Source organism: Ureibacillus sp. 179-F W5.1 NHS (genome assembly GCF_045369345.1).
GTDB lineage: Bacteria > Bacillota > Bacilli > Bacillales_A > Planococcaceae > Ureibacillus > Ureibacillus halotolerans.
This window is the reverse complement of record NZ_JBIQFG010000084.1, coordinates 1-3,841: the sequence shown is the minus strand read 5'-3', so window position 1 is coordinate 3,841 and position 3,841 is coordinate 1. Positions and strand designations below refer to the sequence as shown.

Genomic DNA, 3,841 nt, shown 5'->3' with positions numbered 1-3,841 from the left:
GCTAGAAAATAGTTCGGTTTAAGTGGATCAGTTTTTAATTAATAAATGGCTCAATTTTTACTTGCGAAATACACGGGCATTTAATTGAGAACCAAAAACTTCCATCAACTCGTGAACTTAGCTCTTTATTATCAATTAGCCGAAACACTGTTCTAACTGCTTATGCGGATTTGGAACAAGAAGGACTGATCTATGCTGTAAAGGGGAAGGGAAACTTTGTAAGTCGTGTTGAGACATTCAAATCGCTATCTATCCAGTTAAATTGGACTGATAAAGTCAATGAACAAACCTTGTTGGCAGATGAGTTGGACCTTAAAAAGCATGGTATGCGCTGGAATAAGGAATTTATTTCATTTAATAGCATCGCACCAGATGAAAAACTTTTTGATGTGGGAAATTTTAAAAGGGCTTTTTTAAATCGGATGTCTATGGAAGGAGACATCGTTCTTAACTATGGATATGCAAAGGGCTATCAACCACTTATCGAATATTTACTTCACTATATGGAAATTAAAGGGGTAGACACTAGAAATAAAGATATATTAATTACTAACGGATTTACTGAAGGTCTGGATCTCATTTTATCCTCTTTAACTAAAAAGAACGGGCGTGTTCTTTGTGAAAATCCAACCAATGATTCTGCACTTAAACTCTTTCGATTACATGGCTTCGAAATCGATGGAATTGAAATGGATAATGACGGCGTCAATATTCGTCAGTTAGAAACATTACTATCAAAAAAAGAATATGATTTTGCATACTTAATTCCGTCTTATCATAATCCAACGGGTATAGTAACGTCCTCACAAAAAAGGAAAGAAATTATGGATTTGTTTTCCGCATATCAGTTACCAATCATTGAAAATGGATTTAATGAAGAATTACGTTATTCAGGGTCACATCTTGCATCATTGGCATCCTTCGCTGGACAGGGCAATAATGTTATTTATATTAGCAGCTTCTCTAAAATTCTTTTTCCTGGCTTACGGGTTGGCTGGATTTTGGCAGATAAAGAGTTAATTAATTTCTTAGAAAGTATGAAAAGAGCCCGAACAATTCATACGTCTACATTAGATCAAGCCGTGTTATATCAATATTTGAATGATGGTTACTTTGAGAAGTATTTAAAAAAAGCTAAATCCGTTTATAAGAGAAAGCATGAATTAACGGTTCATTATTGTCAGCAATTTATTCCATTCAAACGATTAACTGGTGACGGTGGACTGCACCTTTTTATAGAACTAGAAGACCACATCGATGCACGAAAACTTTTAGAAAAATGTTATCAAAAGGGCGTTGTTTTCTTACCAGGTAATATTTTTCACACGGACAACAGTGGACACCATACCTTACGATTAGGATTTTCTAGGCTGACAGAAAGAGAGATTATGGATGGCATTAAAATTATAGGGGATACCTTAAAAAATAATTATGGAGGTTAGAAAAATGAGAGTTGGCGTAATTATGGGAGGAGTTTCTTCCGAAAAGCAAGTGTCGATTATGACAGGTGAAGAGATAATCGAGCATTTAGATAAAAATAAATATGAAATTGTCCCAATCTACTTAGAGAACAAAGATGGCCTAGTGGAAAAGGTAAAAGATATTGAGATTGCACTACTGGCGTTGCATGGAAAATTCGGTGAGGACGGTACCATTCAAGGTGCTTTTGAAACCATGGGCATTCCATATACAGGGAGCAGCATCCTATCTAGTAGCTTATGTATGGATAAAAATATCTCAAAAAAAATCATCCGATTTGAAGGTGTACAAACGCCCGATTGGATTCACCTTACAAATATGGACGACCTTAAACTGGAAGAATTAGAAAAAATTGGTTTCCCACTAGTCGTAAAACCTAATTCAGGTGGTTCGAGTGTAGGGGTAAAAATTGTTTATGACAAAGAAACACTAAAGCCTGCTATTGAAGAAGTGTTCAAATGGGATTCCGAAGTAATCATTGAAAAGCTAATTACGGGTGAGGAAATTACTTGCTCCATTTTGGATGGAAAGCTTTTACCGGTGATTTCGATTCGTCATCAGGGTGAGTTTTTTGATTATACGTCCAAATATGATGATGTGGCTACCATTGAAGAGGTGGTCCAGCTCCCTCCCGAAATACAGAGCCGTGTTGATTTATCTGCAATGACTTGCTATAAATCATTGAAATGTAGTGTTTACGCCCGAGTCGACATGATATTGAAAGATGGTATCCCCTATGTGATGGAGGTAAATACATTACCTGGGATGACGAAAAATAGTTTGTTTCCCAAAAGTGCACAGGGAGCGGGTATTCCTTATCATAAGCTACTTGACTTAATCATTGAACATTCATTGAATGTGAGAGGAAAATATTAATTTGTAAAATATTATTAAATTATAAACCCTAATGGGAGTTCTACTATAAAAGGATGATCCTATATTGCTGAATTTTCTTATTCCAAAATCGGGCGCAACACTCTACTTTGTAAAATTAGAGATAAGTAATGAAGAAATAATTGATTCTTATTTAACAGGTACCACCATGAAGTTTATATGTATGTATATCCAGGCTGCTGACAGGCAGCCTGCTTTAGTTATTGTCTACTTTTAACGTTACTTCTTTTATTCAATTGATCTTCTCCCCAATAGCAAATTGCATCTAATACAGGAATTAGTGATAAACCCTTTTCCGATAAACTATATTCTACTTTTGGAGGCACTTGAGGATATTCTTTTCGATTAATTAGTTGATCACTCTCAAGTTCCTTTAGTGTATTGGTTAATGTTTTAAAAGAAATATTGCCAAGCATCCGTTTCAGCTGGTTATAGCGAATAGGGTTATTGTTTAAATATAAAGCATATAAAACTGTCATTTTGTATTTTCCACCAATTAATGACAAAGTATATCCAAAACCAGTATCCTTCAAATTACCTTTTAATACATAAGATTCTTTTTCCATTTAACACTCTCCTTTGGGTTAGTATCATACTTAAATTACCGTACTTGTAGAATGTTATAGCATACAATAATATGAATGTACATCAAAATATGATGCTAATAAGGGAGAAGGGTGATTAATAATGAAAACCATTGTCTATGCACATCCATGGGAAGGAAGCTATAATCATGCAATCTTAACCGCTATCACGAAAGACTTAGAAGCTAAGGAAGAAAAAGTTCAAGTGATCGAACTTTATAAAGATGGGTTTAATCCCGTATTTACAGCTGAAGAATTGGCGCAATTTAATAGAGGAGAAACCCCCTACGAATTAGTTAAGGAATATCAAAAAAAATTAAGCCAGGCAACGGAGTTGATTTTTATTTTTCCTGTCTGGTGGTGGGATTTACCTGCTATTTTAAAAGGATTTATTGATAAAGTAATGCTGAGTGGCTTCGCTTTCCAAGAGGATAAAAAAACAAATACTCTGAAAGGTTTATTGACAAATATAGAAAAAACAACTGTCATTTCAACTTCTACAACGGATAAAAATTATATTGAATCTGAAGGAGGAAATGCTATTTGGGGGGTCTTCATTAACCGAACTCTAGCTGACCTAGGAATTAAAAATGAACACACTAAATGGATTCATTTTTCTGGAGTTAACTTAACAACAGATGAGAAGAGGAAACAATTTTTAAAAGAAATAACCCTAGAAATTTAAAGTAGAATGAACTGAATAGAAGATATTTGTGAGAAATGGACTTAAACAAACGGTTGCGATTTTAAATAAGGAGAAAAGCTTTAGTAAGTGTAATTTTCGTTCTTTCACAATCGGGCGCTTTCCGGTAGTGACCCCTTAAAGTTAGAGTTATTATTATGCAGCTAATTGGCTGGCATGTTTTCGGTAATTTACTGGACTC

The 3,841-nt window shown here is 34.7% G+C and carries 3 protein-coding genes and 1 pseudogene; 3 read left to right on the top strand and 1 reads right to left on the bottom strand.

Going from position 1 to position 3,841, the window contains the following annotated elements; translation table 11 throughout:
• Positions 1–74: 74 nt before the first annotated feature.
• A pseudogene (locus ACH0B5_RS17805) lies at positions 75–1,442 on the top strand (aminotransferase-like domain-containing protein); the annotation flags it as partial.
• Positions 1,443–1,446: 4 nt separating this feature from the next.
• A complete protein-coding gene (locus tag ACH0B5_RS17800; RefSeq protein WP_122973650.1) occupies positions 1,447–2,355 on the top strand; it encodes a D-alanine--D-alanine ligase in 909 nt (302 codons plus the stop codon).
• 218 nt (positions 2,356–2,573) lie between these two features.
• Here the strand turns inward: ACH0B5_RS17800 and ACH0B5_RS17795 are convergent, their stop codons facing one another.
• A complete protein-coding gene (locus ACH0B5_RS17795; RefSeq protein WP_122973649.1) occupies positions 2,574–2,939 on the bottom strand; it encodes a winged helix-turn-helix transcriptional regulator in 366 nt (121 codons plus the stop codon).
• A gap of 121 nt (positions 2,940–3,060) precedes the next feature.
• Between ACH0B5_RS17795 and ACH0B5_RS17790 the strand changes: the two genes are divergently transcribed.
• A complete protein-coding gene (locus ACH0B5_RS17790; protein ID WP_406928239.1) occupies positions 3,061–3,642 on the top strand; it encodes an NAD(P)H-dependent oxidoreductase in 582 nt (193 codons plus the stop codon).
• The last annotated feature ends 199 nt before the right edge of the window (positions 3,643–3,841 follow it).